The organism is Streptomyces sp. R-07, assembly GCF_049913175.1.
Classification (GTDB): Bacteria; Actinomycetota; Actinomycetes; order Streptomycetales; family Streptomycetaceae; genus Streptomyces.
Genome location: NZ_CP183978.1, coordinates 8,426,210 through 8,443,218, shown reverse-complemented (window position 1 = coordinate 8,443,218; position 17,009 = coordinate 8,426,210). Strand labels below are relative to the sequence as shown.

The following is a 17,009-nucleotide window of genomic DNA, read 5'->3' as shown; positions in this document are numbered from 1 at the left end:
AGCACCGCGCTCCTCAGCCGTGCCCGGCTTCTTTCCCCATCCCGACACCGCGGTCCCGGAAGAGGCCAGAGGCCGCCGCCCGGGCCTGGCCGCCGGCTGTCTCGCCGGGGCGATCGGCTCGGTCGGCGTCATCACCGCCGCCGGCGGAGCGCCATGCGCGCGCCCACGTACGTCGTCCAAGTGACGGTCGGGGAGACGCCGGAGGCGGACATCCATCGCCCCGAAGGAGCCGGCCGTATGCCTCGCGAATTCCGGGGGCGTCGGAGCGGCAGCTCCTGAGGTCGATGGTCTGGACGAGGGCGGCGCGGCGCTCGGCCCGGACGCGGCTGCGCGGGTTCCAGACGAAGAGCGGGGTGTGGCGGGCTCGGCCGCCGACGAGCCCGCCGGCCCGGCTCCACACCGGAGCCGGGCCGGCGGCACGTCGTCAGCGCTGCAGCGTCAGCAGGCCTGGCCGGTAGGGCCACTGGCCGTAGTCGCCGCCGGAGCTGGGATCGCGTCCCTGGTAGAGGAACCGGAGGCTGCAGGGATCGACGGTCATGGTCTGATCGGGGCTGGTGCGGATCAGTTCGCCATGGCTGATGTCGTTGGTCCAGGTGGCGCCGCTGTTGGCCTTGCCGGCGAAGGGGTTGCTCTCGGTCGCGGCCTGGGGTGTCCATGAGCCGTTCAGGCTGGTGGCCGTGAACGAGCGGAAGTACCGGCCCTGTGAGCCGATCGCCTCGACGATCATGAGGTAGCGGTCCTGGCCCTGGAGCTTGTAGACCTGCGGGGCTTCGAACAGGTTGTTCGTCGTGTCGCTCATGACGACGGTCGAGGTCGTGCCGAAGCTGCCCGGGAAGTTCCCGATCGGCATACTGGCCCGATAGATCTTGCCGTTGTCACCGGCGAAGAACAGGTACATGTTCGTCCCGTCACCGATGAGGGTCTGGTCGATGGGGCCCGTCCCGGAGTCGGCGATGGTTCCGGAGAAGAGTTCCTTCGGTGACGACCAGCCATTCGGGTTGGTGGGGTCGCTCGACGTCCGGTAGGAGAAGGCGCTCCCACCCCACTGGTAGGCGAGCACCCAGATGTTCTTCGGCGCGAAGTAGAAGAGCGTGGGTGCGACGGCGGAACTCGACATCGTGTTCTGGCCGGCCGAGGCCATCTCCGACCAGTCGGTGAACGGGGTGAAGTTCATCGAACCCCAGCCCGTTCCCGCGGCGCCGTGCGTCGTCGCGTAGACGAGTTGCTTGCCGTTGTAGGGGGCGACGGTGAAGTCCTTGAGCGAGGCCCATCCCGCCTTGGGCTGCGCCAGCGCGCCCGTCGACGTCCAGCGGTATGTCGCCGGAAGGGCGCACGCGCCGGGGGTGCCGCCGCCGACCTTGACGAGCTGCCACTGCTGGTTGGCACCACCCCAGTCGTCGTACTGGACGATGTTCGCGCCGTCGGCCGTGGAAGCGCCCTGCACTTCGAGGGCCTTGCCGCTGTGGCGCGCGATCAGCCTCACGTAGCCGTCCGAGCTGTCGGCCAGCCGCCACTGCTGGTTGTCAGCGTTCAGGTCGGTCCACTGGACGATCGGACCGCCGTTGGCGGTGGACCGGTTCTGGACGTCCAGCACCTTGCCGGAGTGGCGGGACTTGATCCGGTAGTAGCCGCCGCCGGAGTCGACGAACTGCCACTGCTGCTGGTTCTGGTCGTTCCTGGTCCACTGGGTGATCCGGGCGCCGTCGGTGGTCGCCAGGTTGTAGACGTCCAGGGCCTTGCCGCTGTTGCGGTTGACCAGTACGTACGCGGCGTCGGGCTCGACGGTGGCCGCGGCGGCGGGCGGGGCACCGAGGAGAGCGGCCCCGAGCAGCAAGGACGACAGGACCGCGAGTACGAGACTCACGACCAGGGATGGATGGCGAAACCGCATCAGAGGAGCTCCTTAGGGGGACGGAGGTGAGGTGCCCCCGACGAACCGCGGGGCGGCCGCGTCGGGAGGGCGGGGACGGGATAGGGGTGAAGCAGGCCGCACATGCCGAAGAGGGGGTGCTCCGGGCGCTCGAGTCGCGACACTTCGCCGTGACCGAGGTGGGAGAGGTCGCCGGCCTTCAGCCGTTCCAGCTGACGGCCGGTCGTGACGGCCGCGGCCAGGGCGCCGTCACGCCAGCGGATCCGCCAGTCGTCGAGGAGCTCACTCTTCAGGCGGTGGGCCGCGATGTGGAACTCCTGCAGTCCGCCTTCGCGCAAGGCCTGGAATCCCTCGAGTGCGAGGTCGCGGCGGCGGCGCGCCGCCGCGGCGTGGTCGCCGGTCAGGGCGGCCGCCGCATGGTAGGCGTGGGGGTCGGCCAGCACGGGAGCGGGGAAGGTGAAGACGGCGTCGCCTGCCTCGGGGAGTCCGCTGTTCTGCATGAGCACCACGAGGCGCAGGCCGCCGGCGTTGACGAGGCGGTGGATCGTTCCGGGGGTGAACCAGACGACGTCGCCGGGGTGCAGCGGGGTGTCGGCGAAGCCGGTGGTGGTGAGGGTCTGGACGCTGCCCGCGCCGCCTGTGACGACGTAGGCTTCGGAGCAGACGAGGTGCATGTGGGGCGTGCCCCCGCACAGCCCGTCGGCGGCCTCCCAGTCGTACACGGTCAACCCGGAGATGCCCACGCCGCCGGGGAGCGGGGTCACCACGAGTGTTCCTCGACGTGGCGGGACAGGCGCGCGGGGGTCCAGGCGCCGTCGGCCACGACGATCCGGTAGCGGCGCGACAGCGTGTCGCCCGGGGCGAGCGGCAGTTCCCTGTCGAACGCCAGGGACGGGTTGACGGCGGGGATGGGCTCCCTGCGGACGAACCACTGGCAGGGGGCGTCCGGATCGTCCAGGAACAGGAGCGTGGAGGAGCGGTCGACCTCGTCATGCGTGCCGATGAAGGCCAGCCAGTCGCCCTTCTCGCCCATCGCGGGGCCGATCACGTCGCCGCCGGTGAAGTCGCGCGGACCGCGCCAGAACAGACCGGAGTATCCGGCGAGCTCCCTGCCCTGGGTGCCGGGGCTGCCGAACATCAGGGCGGCGTCGTGGACGTTGGTCAGCGCGGTGGTGACGTCCAGGGTCCAGGAGTCGGCCTCGACGTCGTGGGCGGTGAGGGTGCGGCGCTCGTCGATCCAGTGCTCCCCCGCCATCGTGTGCCAGGCCAGGTCCTCGGTGATGACGGCGCGGTCGTGGCCCGCTTCGGCGGATACGGTGAGGCTGCGCATCGTGCCGAGGTTCGGCAGGTCCACGTAGCCCTGGCCGCGCAGGTAGGTGCCGCCGCCCCAGAAGTTCTGCCCCGACACCCACGACGCCGTGATCTGGAGCCCCTTGTGCCAGCGGTGGTCGTGCGGCCGGTACCCGGTGACCACGTCGCCGGCGAGCGTGCGCACCGGATGCAGATAGGGCTTCGGCGCCTCGAAGGGGTCCATGACCGGCCGGTGCACATACCGGAAGAGGTCGACGCCGCGCGCTCGGACGATGAGCGAGTCCTCGTTCTCGATGAGTCCGAAGGTCATCGGAACACCCCCGGGAGCCCTCCGTTGAGCGAGCCGTAGAACGGGTCGGCCGCGTCGATCTCGCCGCGCCGGACCGGCAGTCCGGTGATCGCGGCCTTGTACAGGGCGGTCACCAGTTCCATGGTGGGCCTGCCGAGGTCGGGCCGGTTGCCCGCCTCGTAGCCGTCCAGGAAGTCCGCGAGCTGGGCGGTGTGCGAGCTGGGCAGGTCCCCCGGCGGGTCCCACTTCACGCCGGACGACCTGGCGGTGAACGTCCAGTCCGCGTTGGAGTAGCCGTACAGATGACGCAGCTCGACCGTGGCCTCGGTGAGGTCGAACCGCAGGTAGCTCTCCTCACGTGGGGAGAGGACGCTGTTGACGACCGTCGCGATGGCGCCGTTCTCGAACCGGACCAGGGCCGTGGACACGTCCTCGGTCTGGACGTCGCGCTCCAGGCGGCCGGCCATCGCGCGTACCTCGGCCCATTCGCCGAGCACCGCGAGCATCAGGTCCATCTGATGGATGCCGTGGCCCAGTGTCGGGCCACCTCCCTCGCTCTCCCATGTGCCGCGCCAGGGCACGTCGTAGTAGGCGTCGTCGCGGTACCACGCCGTGACGCACTGCGCGACCAGCGGGCGGCCCAGCGTCCCGGCGGCGATCCGGTCGCTCAGGTACCGGGCCCCCGTGCCGTACCTGTGCTGGAACACCGCGCCCGCGACGGCGGGCCCCTCGGCGGCACGGATCCGGTCGAGCTCGGCAAGGGACAGCGCCACCGGCTTCTCGCACCACACCCATGCCCCCGCCTCCAGGCAGGCCACCGCCTGGTCGGCATGGAGGAACGGGGGCGTGCAGAGGTGGACGAGGTCCGGCTGCTGCTCCTGGAGCATCGTGGAGAGGTCGGTGTAGACCGCGGGAATGCCGTGTTCGGCCGCGAACGTCTGGGCGCGCGTGGCGTCCACGTCGACGGCCGCCACGATCTCGGCCCGGTGTGCCTGGGCCCGGAGGGCGGGAACGTGGCAGATGCCCGCGATCCCGCCCGTACCGACGATCGCCGTTCGGATCATCCGCCCAGCACCTCCCTGATCGCCTGATAGGCGGGCTTGGGCCGCAGGTTCTCGTCGTAGGGCAGGGCCGCGCCCTCACCGGGGAAGACGGAGGGGATCCACGAGTACTTGTCCGTGTAGTCCCAGATGGTGATGCCGACGCACTTCTCGACCGCCAGGCAGGCCTTGACGTAGTCCGCGTACCAGGTGGCCTGGGTGGCGAGCTGCTCCGGGGTCGCGGGGAGGGCCATCCGGATGTCGAGCTCGGTGACCGCGACCTCGACACCGAGGTCGGCGAAGCGCTGCATGTTCTGCTGGACGTCGGCGGGGAAGCCGTACTGGAGCGCCAGATGGCCCTGGATGCCGAGGCCCTCCACCGGGACGCCGTCGGCCTTCAGCTGCTTGATCAGGGTGTAGTAGGCGTCGCTCTTGGGGCCGATGCCGTCGACGTTGTAGTCGTTGAGGTACAGCTTGGCGTGGTGGTCGGCTTCGTGGGCCCAGCGCAGGGCGTCGGCGATGTAGCCGGGGCCGAGCGTCTTGTAGAAGAGGGACTCGCGGTAGGTACCGTCCTCGTTGAAGGCCTCGTTGACGACGTCCCAGTGGATCACCTGGCCCTTGAAGTGCCGGACCACCGTCTGGATGTGGTTCTTGAGGACGGCGCGCAGCTCGTCGGCGGTCCAGGTGCCCTCGGTGAGCCAGGCGGGGAGCTGGTTGTGCCAGAGGAGCGTGTGGCCGCGGACCTTCTGGTGGTGGGCCTTGGCGAAGGCGACGACCTGGTCGGCGGCGGTGAAGTCGAAGACGCCGCGCTCGGGCTCGGTGGCGTACCACTTCATGGCGTTGCCGGGGGTGGTCTGCCCGAACTCGCTGCCGAGGAGCTTCAGATAGGCGGCGTCGGTGAATTCGGGGTTGTCGGTGGCGGATCCGAAGTACTTGTGGTGCTTCTTGGCCAGTTCGCCGAGCGTCGCGGGACGGGGATCGGCGGCTGCGGGCACGGCGGCGAGGCCGGCCGCGAGGCAGGCGGCGGCGGACAGGGCGGTGAGCATCCGGGACGCGGTGAGAATCCGGGACTTGGGCATGGCGGTCTCCTCGTGGGGTGGGCGGTTCAGTCGAGGACGATCGTGGTGAGCGCGCGCGGGGCGAGCTCGGCCGTGAGGGTCGTGCCGTGGGTGGAGACGATGTCGGCCGGGGTGATCGAGCGGGTCTCGTCGGTGACGTAGGCGTCGGGGTGCCCGTCGTGGCCGCTGTGCAGAGAGAAGTCGGCGGAGTTCTCGGTGGACGCGGTGTTGAGGATCTCGATCACGCGGCTGCCGTCGGTGTTGCGGAAGGCCGTGATCCGCAGTGCCGGGTCGGCGTTCGTGACGGGTACGCGGACGGCGCCGGGGCGGATGAACCGGCTGAAGGCGGCCAGCGCCCAGTACCGCTTGGACACCCGGTAGTCGTCGCCGGGGTTGGCGAGCTGGATGAGTCCTCGGGTCGCGCCGAGGGACGCGCCGGTCCAGTAGACGTAGGCGTTGGCGTTGCCGACGGTCAGGGTGTTCTGGATGTCGGCCGCGACGGTGAGACCGTCGTAGCCGCTGCCGTCGTCCCAGTTCTCGTTCCAGGTGGAGCCGTCCGGCGACCATTCCGACATCCACACGCGCTTGTCGGTCGGCTGGGGGACGTCGGTCGGACCGCTGTAGCGGTGGCCGGTGATGGTCCGTACGGCCTTGTCGGCCGCGGGGTCCGCCTCGACGGCCTGCGTGTAGGCGACCTGGCGGTCCCAGCCGGCGACGTCGCAGCAGACCAGCTGGGTCTTCAGTCCGGATGCGCGGACGGTCGGCCCGAGCACCTTGAGGAAGTCGACGGCCTGCCGCGGGGTGAAGCGCATCGAGGCGTAGGTCGCCGTCCAGTCGGGTTCGTTGGTGAACCCCAGGTCGGTGATCCCGATGCCTTCCTGGCGGTAGAACTTCGCGTACTGGACGAGGTAGTTCGCGTAGGCCTGACGCCATTCGGGCCGCAGCTCGCCGCCGTCGTTCTCGCTTCCGTTGGTCTTCATGAAGGCCGGGGCGCTCCACGCGTCGGCGAAGAACCGTTTCACGCCGTAGGCCTTGGCCTCCTTGGCGAGCCAGACCTGGCCGCCGTCCCAGCCGTCCCAGACGTACTTCGGCGTGGCGTCCGGCCCGCCGGGATCGGCCGGCAGGATCGTCGGCATGTGGTCGTAGGCCCTGTCGGTCGACGATCCGATGCCCAGGCGCAGGATCGAAAGGCCCGCACCCCTTTCCTTGCTGAGCAGCAGGTCGAGCACCTCGCGTCGCTTGGCCGGGCTGAGGCCACGCGCGCCGTGCAGCAGGTCGGCCCGCTGGAAGGCCATCGAGAATCCGAATCCGTCGATGGGCTGGAGTGCGGTGCGGAAGTCGATGGCGGGTCGGGCGGGGTCGGCGACGGGCCGGGCCGGGCCGGCCGCGGGTTGCACGGGATCGGCCGCCGCCTGTGATGTGAGCGCTAACATCATGACGGCCGTCAGTGCGGTAAGGCGTTTCACAAGGTCTCCTCGGGGTGGAGCTGACGCGGGGCGGGTCAGCCCTTGGTGGCGCCCGCGGTGAGGCCGCCGATCAGCTGGCGCTCGGCGACGGCGTAGAAGGCCAGGGCCGGGACCATGGCGAGCACGATGTAGGCGAGGACGAGCGCGTAATCGGTCGAGTACTGGCCCTGGAACTGCTGGACGCCGACCGGGATCGTCTGCCATTTCGGGTCGTTGAACACCAGCAGCGGCAGGAAGAAGTTGTTCCAGCTCGCGACGATCGCCAGCACCGAGACCGTGCCGAGCGCCGGACGTGCCATCGGCAGCAGGATCTTCCAGAAGAAGCGGAACTTGCCGCAGCCGTCCATGATGGCCGCCTCCTCGACCTCCGCCGGGATCGTCCGGAAGAAGCCACGAAGAATGATGATCGTCATGGGGAGCCCGAAGGCTGCCTGCGGGAGGATCACTCCGAGCGGGTTGTCGAGCAGGCCGAAGGTGCGCAGCAGCAGGAACAGCGGCAGGACCGCCACCGCGAACGGGAACATCAGCCCGATCGTGAAGAGCATGTAGAACAGTTCCCTGCCCCGGAAGGCATAGCGGGCCAGCACGAACGCCGCCATGGCGGAGGCGGCCACCGTGCAGAATGTCGTGCCGATCGCGATGCCGGCGCTGTTGGCGATCTGCCGCCAGAACGTTCCGTCGCCGAGGATGCCGGTGTAGTTGCCGGTCTTCCAATGCTCCGGCAGCCCGAACGGATTGGTCGTCAGCTCGCCGGTGCTCTTGAACCCGGAGATCACCGCGTAGATCAGCGGTACGACGACGAACGCGCCGATCAGCCAGACCACGGCGTGCAGCGACAGACCGCGTGCCGCCCTGCGGGCGTTCATCGGCCACCTCCCGTGGTGACGGCCCCGCTCAGGTCACGGCGGAGCACGTAACGCTGGTAGAAGAGGGAGAAGACCAGACTGATCATGAACAACACCACGCTGATCGCACTGGCGTAGCCGACCTGGTAGCGCTTGAACCCGAACTGGAACATCGAGATCGCCATCGTCTCGGAGGAGTGGTTGGGACCGCCCGCGGTCATGACCCAGACGAGGTCGAAGAGCTGGACGGCCCCGATGACCGAAAGGAAGACGCTGATCCGGATCGTCGGGCCCAGCAGCGGCAGCGTCACGTACCGGAAGCGCTGCCAGGCGCCGGCGCCGTCGATGGAGGCGGCATCGAGGATCTCGCGCGGGATGCTCTGCAGCCCGGCGAGGAAGAGCATCATGTGGAAGCCGAAGTACTTCCAGGTCATGACCACGAACAGGGTCGGCATGACCGTCGAGGGGTCGGCGAGCCACTTGCCCTGCAGCCCCTCCAGACCGAGGGCGCCGGCGAGATGGTCGGCCATGCCGTCGCCGGGCAGGAAGATCATGGCGAAGAGGACCGCCGTGACCACTTCGGACAGGATGTACGGCGCGAAGAACAGCATCCGGTAGACGGCCCGGCCGCGCAGCTTCTGGTTGAGCAGGACGGCGGTGAACAGCGCGAAGGGCAACTGCACCGTGATCGACAGGATGATCAGGTACAGCCCGCGCCCCATGTCGCCGAGGAAGACCTGATCGGCGAACAGCCTGGCGTAGTTCTCGAAGCCGACGAAGTCGTCCATGGGGCCGATCCCGCCCCACTTGAAGAAGCTCGTGTGGACGGCGACGACGATCGGGGCGAGGACGAAGACGAGGAAGAGGACCAGAGCCGGGACGAGGAACCAGGCGATCGACGCCCAGCTGCCCAGCTCGCGCGGGAGGGACCGGGCCGGGGCCGGCGGGCGCGCCCGTACGGCGTCCTGCGGCCGCTCGTCGTCCGGCTCGTCGGTCGGACCCTTGCCCGGGTCCTTGGTCGAGCCTTTCCCCGAGTCTTTGGTCGGGTCCTTGTCCGGGTCCTTGTCCGGGTCCTTGGTCGGGTCCTTGCCCGGGTCCTTGGTCGGGGTGGCCACGGAGCTAGGCACTCTTCGCAGCCTCGGTGATCGACTGGGTGACCTGCTCGGGCGTCTTCTTGCCCGCGATGAGGTCGGCGACGCTGTCGTTGACCTCCTGGCCGACCGCCGGCGGGTAGGCCTGGTCGAGGAAGAGCTGGAAGCCCGTCGCCTTGACCAGGCTGTCGGCCACCACCTTCTTGTTCGCGTCGGTGAGCTGGCTCTCCGCGCCCTTGACCACCGGCAGGTAGCCGTTGGAGGCCAGCAGCTTGGACTCGTTCTCCAGAACGAAGAACTTCAGGAAGTCCAGCGCCTCCTTCGGGGCGCCCTTGCGCAGCGCGAAACCGCCGCCTCCGCCGAACACCTCGCCGGCCTTGCCGACTCCGCCGTCGACGGTCGGGAAGGGGAAGAAGCCGAGGTCCGCTCCGAGGTCGGCGCCCGCGTCCTTCTGCACCGACGGTGCCCACTGCCCCATCAGCTCCATGGCGGCCTTGCCGTTGCCCATGGTCGCGGCCTGGCCGCCCGGGGTGGCGTAGCCGGCGCCGAGGAAGGCCGCCTGGAAGGGCTGGAGGTCGACCAGCTCCTTGAGGTGGGCACCGGCCTGGACGAAGCCGGCGCCGGTGAAGTCCTTGGCGGTCGCGGCCTGTTGCAGTGCGGGAAGGCCCGCGACGCGCATCGCGAGGTAGGCCCAGTAGTAGTGGCCCGGCCATTTCTCCTTGCCCGCGAGGGCGATCGGGGTGACGCCCGCCGCCTTGAGCTTCCTGACGACGTCGAGGAACTCGGCCCAGGTGGCCGGCGGCGCGGTGATCCCGGCCTTGGCGAAGAGCTTCTTGTTGTACCAGAAGCCGACCATGCCGATGTCGTAGGGAACCCCGTAGGTCCGGCCCTCGATCTGATAGGCCTGCAGCGACACCGGGGTGAGTTCGGACGACCAGCCGAACGCGTCGGTGAGGTCCTCGACCAGCCCCGCGTCCACCTGCTGCTGCAGCACTCCGCCGCCCCAGGTCTGGAAGACGTCGGGGAGCCTGCCGGACGAGGTGGTGGCGGTCAGCTTGGACTTGAACGCCTCGTTCTCCAACGAGGTCGTCTCGATCCCGATGTTCGGGTGAGCGGCCGTGAACGCCGAGGCGATCTGGGGGAAGAGGGACTTGCCCGGTTCCGTCGTGGCGATGTTCCACCACGAGAAGGTCACCTTGCCGTCGGCCGCCGGCCTGCCGTCGGAGTCGCCGCCGCCGCAGGCCGCGGTCAGCGAGACGGACAGTGCGGTCAGGCCCGAGAGCGCAAGGAAGCTTCGTCGGCTCGGGGGGATGCTGGCCATGGGACCTCCGGGGTGGGGAATGCCGATTCGAGCCCGAAAAGTTTTCGTAATACTCTCGAATTCTGTGCTGCCACAAACTAGGAACATGAGGCTTCTCGGTCAAGACCTCGTGCCGAACTCTCCTTAAACAACCGGCCCTTCCAGGGTTGACAGGCAGGTCACGCCGATCCGAAACTCTTCGAAACGTTTGCGGTATCTGTCGCCGACCCAAGGCGTTCGCACAGAGGAGAGAAGTTGAGCGAGCAGCGCCCGACCCTGGCCGTCATCGCCGCGGAGGCAGGGGTCTCCCAGGCCACCGTGTCCAAGGTGATCAACGGCCGCTCCGATGTCGCACCCTCGACACGCGAACGGATCGAGACGCTGCTGCGGTCCCACAACTACCTGCCCCCCGGCCGGCAGGGCAGGGCCCGCAGGTCGGGCCTGGTCGACTTGATCATCGGCGGTCTGGACAGCGCGTGGGCGGTGGAGATACTGCGCGGCGTCGAGGCCGAGTGCGCCCAGCGGAGCGTCGGCACCGTCGTGTCGCTCGTCCCGCCGGGCGAGGCCACGCCGTCGAGCTGGGCCGCACTGCCGGTCCTGCACCACAGCGACGGCGTCATCCTCGTCACCGCCTCGGTCACCCAGGCCCAGCGCGCCCAGGTCGAACGGGCCGGGGTGGCGCTGGTCGTCATCGACCCGATCGACCTGCCGGGCAACGGTGTGCCGAGCATCGGCGCGACCAACTGGGCCGGCGGCCTCGCCGCCACCGAACACCTGCTGGAGAGGGGGCACCGCCGGATCGCCGCGATCGGCGGGCGCAGGGAGATGCTCTGCAGCCAGGCCCGCATCGACGGGTACCGGGCGGCGCTGGAGCGGGCCGGGGTCGAGGTCGACCGCGACCTGATCCGGTTCGGCGACTTCCAGCACGAGGGCGGCTTCCGGCGCGCCCAGGAACTGCTCGCCCTCCCCGACCCGCCGACCGCCATCTTCGCCGGCAGCGACCAGCAGGCGATGGGCGTCTACGAAGCCGCCCGGCAGGCCGGGTTGAGCATCCCGGAGGACCTCAGCGTGGTCGGCTTCGACGACCTGCCGATGTGCGAATGGCTGTCACCGCCGCTGACGACGGTCCGTCAGCCGCTAGAGGAGATGGGCCGGCTCGCCGCCCGCACACTGTTCCAGCTTCTGGAGGACCAGCCCCTGGTCAGCCCCCGGATGGAGCTCTCGACCGAGCTCAAGGTCCGGCTCTCCACCGCCCCGCCCCGTCACTAGGAGAACCCCTTGACCGAGCCCTGGCGTGACCCCCTCCTGCCCGCGTCCGTGCGAGTCGCCGATCTGCTGAAACGGATGACGATGGAGGAGAAGGCGGGGCAACTCGCCGGCTTCTGGGCGTTGCCCTCGAATCCGGGAGCACCCGTCGCGCCGATGGAGGACGATTCCGGCGAGTCCGCGCCCGGCTTCGACGACCTCGTCGCCCACGGCCTGGGCCAGCTCACCCGTGTGTACGGCACCGCGCCGATCACCGCGGAAGCCGGGATGGAGCGGCTCGCCTCGCTCCAGCGGCAGGTGACCGGATCCGGCCGGTTCGGGATCCCTGCGGTCGCTCACGAGGAGTGCCTGACCGGGTTCATGACGTTCGGGGCGACGGTGTTCCCCGGGCCGCTGGCCTGGGGTGCGTCCTTCGATCCCGGGCTCGTGCGCCGGATGGCCGCCGCCATCGGCGCGGGGATGCGGCGGGTCGGCGTCCACCAGGGGCTGGCTCCGGTGCTCGACGTGGTCCGCGACTACCGGTGGGGCAGGACCGAGGAGTGCATCGGCGAGGATCCCTACCTCGTCGGAGCGATCGGCACCGCCTATGTGCAGGGCTTGGAGGGCGCCGGGATCGTGGCGACGCTCAAGCACTTCGCCGGGTACTCGGCCTCGCGCGGCGGCCGGAACATGGCACCCGTCTCCTCGGGGCCGCGCGAGTTCGCCGACGTGCTCGTCGAGCCTTTCGTACGGGCGTTGCGCGAGGGGGGCGCCCGGTCGGTGATGAACAGTTACACCGACGTGGACGGTGTCCCGGTGGCCGCCGACGAACGGCTGCTGACCGAACTGCTCAGAGGTGAGCTCGGTTTCAGCGGTGTGGTCGTCGCCGACTACTATGCCGTCTCCTTCCTGGAGACCCGGCACGGCGTCAGCGGATCGCGCGGCGCGGCCGGCGCGCTGGCGCTGACCGCCGGGATCGACGTCGAGCTGCCCACGGCCCGCTGCTACGGCGAGCCGCTGACCGAACTCGTACGGGCAGGAGCCGTACCCGAGGAGCTCATCGACCGGGCCGCGGAACGGGTCCTCCTCCAGAAGGCCGAGCTCGGCCTGCTCGACCCCGGCTGGGAACCCGTCAAACCCGAGCCGGTCGAACTCGACCCGCCGGAGAACCGTGCACTGGCCAGGCTCCTGGCCGAACGGTCCACCGTGCTGCTCGCCAACGACGGCACCCTGCCGCTGCGGCCGTGCCGGGTCGCGATCAGCGGGCCGTACGCCGACGACCCCCAGTCCTTCCTCGGCTGCTACTCCTTCCCCAACCACGTCGCACTGCCCGGCGACCTCGGCCTTGAGATCCCGACGCTCGGCGAGGCGCTCACCGCTGCCGGGTTCACGGTCACGGCGGACGATCCGGACGTGAACGTGCTGGTCCTCGGAGACCGGGCCGGCATGTTCGGCCGGGGCACCTCCGGAGAGGGCTGCGACGCCGAGACCCTCGACCTGCCCGGCGACCAGGCCGCGCTCGCCTCCGCCGTGCTGGACTCCGGGGCGCCGACCGTCCTGGTCCTCGTCTCCGGACGGCCGTACGCGCTCGGCACGCTGGCGGAGCGCGCATCGGCCGTGGTGCAGGCCTTCTTCCCCGGCGAGGAGGGCGGGACGGCGCTCGCCCGGATCATCAGCGGGGCCGCGGAACCGTCCGGGCGGCTGCCCGTCTCCATTCCCCGCCAGGTCGGCGGCCAGCCCGGCACCTACCTGCGCTCCAGGCTCGGCGGGCACACCGACTGGAGCTCGGTGGACCCGACCCCGTTGTTCCCCTTCGGACACGGGCTGAGCTGGACCAGCTTCACCTGCTCGGAGCTCGCGGTGGATCCCGTCGCCGCGACGGACGGAACCGTCTCCGTCTCGGTCACCGTACGCAACGTCGGCGAGGTGGCCGGGACGGAGGTGGTGCAGCTGTACCTCTCGGACCCCGAGGCGTCCGTCGTCCGGCCACAGCGGTGGCTCGCCGGATTCGGCAGGGTCGAGCTGCAGCCGGGCGCGGCCGCCCGGATCACCTTCTCCGTCCATGCCGACCGGACCTCTTTCACCGGGATCGACCTGCGGAGGAGGGTGGAGCCCGGGGAGATCGGTGTGGCCGTCGGACGGTCCAGCGGCGATCTTCCGCTCCGGGGCTCCTTCACTCTGCACGGCCCCGTACGTCACCCGGGGGCCGACCGGGTGCTGTCCGTGCCGGTCGAGATCGTCCGCGTTCCATGACCACGTCGTTCGGGGATCCCGTGCTGCCGGGGTTCCGCCCCGACCCGTCCGTCTGCCGAGTGGGAGCGGACTACTACCTGGTGACGTCCAGCTTCGAATGGTTCCCGGGCCTTCCCGTGTTCCACAGCCGCGATCTGGTGAACTGGCGGCGCCTCGGCTCCGCGCTCGACCGGGCGTCTCAGCTCGACCTCGACGGGTGCGGGCCCTCACGGGGCCTGTTCGCACCGACGATCCGGCACCATGACGGGGTCTTCCATCTCGTCTGCACGCTGATGGACGGCCCCGGCCATTTCGTCGTCACGGCGACCGACCCGGCGGGGCCGTGGTCGGAACCGCACTGGCTGGACGGCGAGGGCTTCGACCCGTCGCTGTTCTTCGACGACGGGCCGGACGGCGGCGACGGCCGGGCCTGGTTCACCGCCGCCCGCGTACTGGACGAGGCCGCCGGTCGCACCGAGATCTGGATGCGTGAGTACCTTCCCCGCGAACGACGACTCACAGGACCCGAGCACGTCCTGTGGTCGGGAAGCCATCCGGGCGCCCGATGGTCGGAGGCTCCGCACCTCTACAGGGTCGACGGCACCTATCTTCTGCTCACGGCCGAGGGCGGCACCGATGTGGACCACAGCGTGGTCGCCGCCCGCGCCGACCACGTGACCGGCCCCTACAAGGGCACCGCCGGCAACCCGGTGCTACCACCCTCCGAGGGCCCGGTCACCTGCACCGGGCACGCCGACCTCGTCCAGACCCCGTGCGGCGACTGGCGGGCCGTGCTCCTGGGCGTCCGCCCGGGCTCCGCCATCGGCCGCGAGACGTTCCTCAGCCGGATCACCTGGGACGACGGCCGGCCGGTCTTCACCCCCGTCGTCCACACCGGCCGTCGCCGCCCCCTCCACGACGACTTCGCCACCCTCTCCGCCGACTGGAGCACGCTCCGCACCCCGACCGCGCGGTTCTGGACCACCGGCGACGGGCTCCGCCTCCAGCTCCGCCCCGAACGCCTCGGCGAACGCACCACCCCGTCTCTCCTGGCCCGCCCCCAGGAAGAGCCCGACTGCGACGTCTCCACGGAGCTGCACTTCACCCCGGGGGCGCCGGGTGAGGAGGCGGGCCTCGCCGTAGTCCTCGACGACGACAGACACCTCGTCTTCCTTCGCACCGCGGAAGGGCTCACCCTCCGCCACGGGACCGAGGTCCTGACCGGTGTACCCGTGCCCCCGGGCCCCATCCGCTTGGGGGTCCGTATCCGCGGTTTCCGCCACACCTTCGCCCATGCGGCGCCCGACGGCGCCTGGCAGGACCTGGCCACCGTCGAAGCGACCTTTCTCGCTCCGCTGTTCACCAGCGTGCATATCGGTCTCTACGCCACCTCCAACGGCCGCCCGTCCACCAGCCAGGCGCTTTTCACGTGGTTCGACCTCGCATATCCGCGTACATCCGCGTCAGGCCCGGATTTCTCGCTGTGAGTGGCGGCTTTCGCAGCGAGGCTCATCGATAGGCGCAGATCAAGGGCGCTCCGCATCGAAAGAATTTCGATGCGGAGCGCGCTCTCGAAATCGTTTCGAAACTCTTGACATGTATCCGCCGAGTTTCCACACTGAATCCTGAGGCGGCGTCTCCCCATTCCGGTAAGCCCTGATGGCGCACGTCATTTGTCGAATCGACAGATACGTCACCGACGCGGATTCGTTCTGCCGCCCTCACTTCCTTCCGCGATTTCCATCCTGGAGGTTCAGTCATGCGCTCATCCGCCATTCCCCCGTCCACGGTCCGCCGGAAAACAGGCGGCCTGTGCGCGGCGCTGATCGTCGGCGTCCTCGGCTGCGCCACCGTGCTGGTGGCGCAGCCGACCTCACACGCCGCCGAGAGCACGCTCGGCAGCGCGGCGGCGCAGAGCGGACGGTACTTCGGCACCGCCATCGCCTCGGGCAGGCTCGGCGACTCGACGTACACGACGATCGCGTCCCGCGAGTTCAACTCGGTGACGCCCGAGAACGAGATGAAGATCGACGCCACCGAGCCCCAGCAGGGCCGGTTCGACTTCACCGCCGGCGACCGCGTCTACAACTGGGCCGTGCAGAACGGCAAGCAGGTGCGCGGCCACACCCTGGCCTGGCACTCCCAGCAGCCCGGCTGGATGCAGAGCCTCAGCGGCAGCACGCTGCGCCAGGCGATGACCAGCCACATCAACGGCGTGATGGCCCACTACAAGGGCAGGATCGGCCAGTGGGACGTCGTGAACGAGGCCTTCGCCGACGGCAGTTCGGGAGCCCGGCGCGACTCCAACCTGCAGCGCACCGGCAACGACTGGATCGAGGTCGCCTTCCGCACCGCACGCGCCGCCGACCCGGCCGCCAAGCTCTGCTACAACGACTACAACATCGAGAACTGGACCTGGGCCAAGACCCAGGCCGTGTACGCCATGGTCCGGGACTTCAAGCAGCGCGGCGTGCCCATCGACTGCGTCGGCTTCCAGTCCCACTTCAACAGTGACAGCCCCTACAACAGCAACTTCCGCACCACCCTGCAGAGCTTCGCCGCCCTCGGCGTCGACGTGGCCGTCACCGAACTCGACATCCAGGGCGCCTCGCCCACGACCTACGCCAACGTGACCAACGACTGCCTGGCGGTCCCGCGCTGCCTCGGCATCACCGTGTGGGGTGTGCGCGACACCGACTCGTGGCGAGCGGAGCACACGCCGCTGCTGTTCAACGGCGACGGCAGCAAGAAGCCGGCCTACACCTCCGTACTCAACGCGCTCAACGCCGTCTCCCCCACCCCCACTCCGACCCCCTCCCCCGGCTCCGGCTCCGGACCGATCAGGGGAGTCGCCTCGGGCCGCTGCCTGGACGTGCCCGGAGCCGTCACCACCGACGGCACCCAGCTCCAGCTGTGGGACTGCAACAGCCGCACCAACCAGCAGTGGACCTACACCGCCGCCGGTGAGCTCAGGGTCTACGGCGACAAGTGCCTGGACGCCGCCGGAGCCGCCAACGGCGCCAAGGTCCAGATCTACAGCTGCTGGGGAGGCGACAACCAGAAGTGGCGCCTCGACTCCGACGGATCCATCGTCGGCGTGCAGTCCGGCCTCTGCCTCGACGCCGCCGCCAACGGCACCGCCAACGGCACCCTGATCCAGCTCTACTCCTGCTGGAACGGCGGCAACCAGCACTGGACCCGCAGCTGACCCACTGCGGCGCACCATGGAGGGGAGCCAGGATGATCCTGGCTCCCCTAGGTG

General features: G+C 69.8%; 13 protein-coding genes. 4 read left to right on the top strand and 9 right to left on the bottom strand.

Going from position 1 to position 17,009, the window contains the following annotated elements:
- Window positions 1–424 precede the first annotated feature (424 nt).
- From ACN9M0_RS38485 to ACN9M0_RS38445, 9 genes are all read right to left on the bottom strand, one after another.
- Complete coding sequence (locus tag ACN9M0_RS38485) at window positions 425–1,891, bottom strand: non-reducing end alpha-L-arabinofuranosidase family hydrolase (protein ID WP_426405174.1); 1,467 nt, start codon at window positions 1,889–1,891, stop codon at window positions 425–427.
- Entirely contained in the window at window positions 1,891–2,634 is a 744-nt protein-coding gene (locus tag ACN9M0_RS38480; protein ID WP_426405395.1) for a cupin domain-containing protein, read from the bottom strand. Before ACN9M0_RS38480 ends, ACN9M0_RS38485 begins: the two co-directional genes overlap by 1 nt.
- Window positions 2,631–3,491 carry a PmoA family protein gene (locus ACN9M0_RS38475; RefSeq protein ID WP_366039857.1) on the bottom strand — a complete coding sequence of 287 codons (861 nt, stop codon included), beginning with the start codon at window positions 3,489–3,491 and terminating at the stop codon, window positions 2,631–2,633. The genes ACN9M0_RS38480 and ACN9M0_RS38475 overlap by 4 nt, the downstream gene beginning before the upstream one ends.
- Window positions 3,488–4,534: a Gfo/Idh/MocA family protein gene (locus ACN9M0_RS38470; protein WP_366039856.1), complete on the bottom strand. Its 1,047-nt coding sequence runs from the start codon at window positions 4,532–4,534 to the stop codon at window positions 3,488–3,490. The genes ACN9M0_RS38475 and ACN9M0_RS38470 overlap by 4 nt, the downstream gene beginning before the upstream one ends.
- On the bottom strand, window positions 4,531–5,589 hold the full coding sequence (locus ACN9M0_RS38465) for an endo-1,4-beta-xylanase (RefSeq protein ID WP_366039855.1): 1,059 nt from the start codon (window positions 5,587–5,589) through the stop codon (window positions 4,531–4,533). The genes ACN9M0_RS38470 and ACN9M0_RS38465 overlap by 4 nt, the downstream gene beginning before the upstream one ends.
- A 26-nt stretch (window positions 5,590–5,615) precedes the next feature.
- Window positions 5,616–6,965 carry a glycoside hydrolase family 30 protein gene (locus ACN9M0_RS38460; RefSeq protein ID WP_426405173.1) on the bottom strand — a complete coding sequence of 450 codons (1,350 nt, stop codon included), beginning with the start codon at window positions 6,963–6,965 and terminating at the stop codon, window positions 5,616–5,618.
- Between the two features lie 104 nt (window positions 6,966–7,069).
- Window positions 7,070–7,900: a carbohydrate ABC transporter permease gene (locus ACN9M0_RS38455; protein WP_426405172.1), complete on the bottom strand. Its 831-nt coding sequence runs from the start codon at window positions 7,898–7,900 to the stop codon at window positions 7,070–7,072.
- Entirely contained in the window at window positions 7,897–8,793 is an 897-nt protein-coding gene (locus ACN9M0_RS38450) for a carbohydrate ABC transporter permease (protein WP_399695655.1), read from the bottom strand. The genes ACN9M0_RS38455 and ACN9M0_RS38450 overlap by 4 nt, the downstream gene beginning before the upstream one ends.
- Before the next feature lie 205 nt (window positions 8,794–8,998).
- Window positions 8,999–10,291 (bottom strand): extracellular solute-binding protein, encoded by a 1,293-nt coding sequence (locus ACN9M0_RS38445; RefSeq protein ID WP_366039851.1) that lies wholly within the window; start codon window positions 10,289–10,291, stop codon window positions 8,999–9,001.
- 234 nt (window positions 10,292–10,525) lie between these two features.
- On the opposite strand from ACN9M0_RS38445, the gene ACN9M0_RS38440 reads away from it, so the two are divergent.
- The 4 genes from ACN9M0_RS38440 (at window position 10,526) to ACN9M0_RS38425 (ending at window position 16,955) form a co-directional block, all read left to right on the top strand.
- The gene (locus ACN9M0_RS38440) at window positions 10,526–11,539 is read left to right on the top strand and encodes a LacI family DNA-binding transcriptional regulator (RefSeq protein ID WP_366039850.1); all 1,014 of its coding nucleotides are present in this window, start codon (window positions 10,526–10,528) and stop codon (window positions 11,537–11,539) included.
- Window positions 11,540–11,548: 9 nt separating this feature from the next.
- Window positions 11,549–13,768, top strand: coding sequence for a glycoside hydrolase family 3 N-terminal domain-containing protein (locus ACN9M0_RS38435; protein ID WP_426405171.1), 2,220 nt, complete (start codon window positions 11,549–11,551; stop codon window positions 13,766–13,768).
- Complete coding sequence (locus tag ACN9M0_RS38430; RefSeq protein WP_426405170.1) at window positions 13,765–15,234, top strand: glycoside hydrolase family 43 protein; 1,470 nt, start codon at window positions 13,765–13,767, stop codon at window positions 15,232–15,234. Before ACN9M0_RS38435 ends, ACN9M0_RS38430 begins: the two co-directional genes overlap by 4 nt.
- A gap of 272 nt (window positions 15,235–15,506) precedes the next feature.
- Window positions 15,507–16,955, top strand: a complete 1,449-nt coding sequence (locus ACN9M0_RS38425) for an endo-1,4-beta-xylanase (RefSeq protein WP_426405169.1) — start codon at window positions 15,507–15,509, stop codon at window positions 16,953–16,955.
- The last annotated feature ends 54 nt before the right edge of the window (window positions 16,956–17,009 follow it).